Annotated in this window: 1 protein-coding gene; it reads left to right on the top strand. The window is 72.4% G+C overall.

Annotated elements, in window-relative coordinates; genetic code table 11:
* Positions 1-1,354, top strand: a 1,354-nt coding sequence (locus HW445_RS31115; RefSeq protein WP_180224126.1) for an LCP family protein, incomplete at its 5' end; no start/stop codon positions are given.
* Positions 1,355-1,364 lie beyond the last annotated feature (10 nt).

Raw genomic sequence — 1,364 nt, forward strand, 5'->3', positions numbered from 1 at the left:
CGCGCTCTCGGTGACCGTCCTCGCCACGGCCGGCATCGGGCACTCGGTGCTGACCGGCATCGACGACGGCATCGCGCGCGTCGACCCGTTCCGCGACATGAAGAACCGCCCGCACCCGGGCCACGGCACCAACGTCCTGGTGGTCGGCACCGACGGGCGCGACAGGATCACCCCGGAACAGCGGCGCAAGTACCGCCTCGGCGGCGCGCCGTGCCACTGCACGGACACCATGATGATCGTCCACATCTCCGAGGACCGCGGCCGGGCCAGTGTGGTGAGCCTGCCGCGGGACTCCTACGCGGTGACGCCGGAGTACACCGACCCGGACACCGGGAAGAAGCGCCCGGGGCATCCGGTGCGGCTGAACGCGGCGTACGCGGAGGGCGGACCGCAGCTCACCGTGCGGACCGTCGAGAAGATGACCGCCGTGAAGATCGACCACTACCTGGAGGTCGACTTCACCAGCTTCATCCGCACCGTCGACGTGCTGGGCGGCGTGCGGATCTGCACCGCCAGGCCCTTGAAGGACGCGAACACCGGGCTGAACCTCCGGCCGGGACAGCACCGGCTCGACGGCGGCCGGTCGCTGCAGTACGTCCGCGCCCGGCACGTGGACGCCGCCTCCGACTTCGGTCGGATGCAGCGCCAGCAGCGGTTCCTGGCGGCGCTGATCCAGCAGGCCACCTCCTCCGGGGTGCTGCTCAACCCGGTGAAGCTGCGGGACGTCGCGGGCACGGTGCTGGGGTCGGTGCGCGCGGACCGGAACTTCGGGACGTCGGAGATGTTCGACCTGGGCCGGGCGATGCGGCACTTCTCGCCGTCGTCCTCGGAGTTCACCACCGTGCCGATCGCCACGATGAGGTACCGGGCGCCGGGTGTCGTCGGCGAGACGCTGAAGTGGAACGACCGGAAGGCGCGGAAGATCTTCGCGGCGCTGCGCGAGGACCGGCCGCTGGCGCCGTACGCAGCGAAGCGTCGCAAGGCGGTGCGGGTGCCGGTGGCACCGGAACAGATCCGGGTCCAGGTGGAGAACGGCACGATGACGCCGGGGCTGGGCCTGCGGGTGGACGACGGGCTGGCGGCGACGGGGTTCGTGACCACGGGGTCGCCGGTGAACGCGGGTGACCGGTCGCTGCGGCGGACGGTCGTGCTGCACGACCCGCGGTGGGACCGGTCCGCGAAGTCGCTCGCGACGGCGCTGCCGGGGAGTGAGCTGCGGGCGCGGCCGGGTCTGGGGCCGACCCTGCGGGTGCTCGCCGGGGCGGACTTCAAGGGCGTCCGCAAGGTCAAGGCGGAAGACCCCTACCAGGGCGAGGAGGGCGTCGTCACGGGCGACGAGGTCGTCTGCGAGTAGCCCGCCCGCC

It is taken from the genome of Streptomyces sp. UH6 (assembly GCF_013421635.1).
GTDB classification, from domain to species: Bacteria; Actinomycetota; Actinomycetes; order Streptomycetales; family Streptomycetaceae; genus Streptomyces; species Streptomyces abyssomicinicus.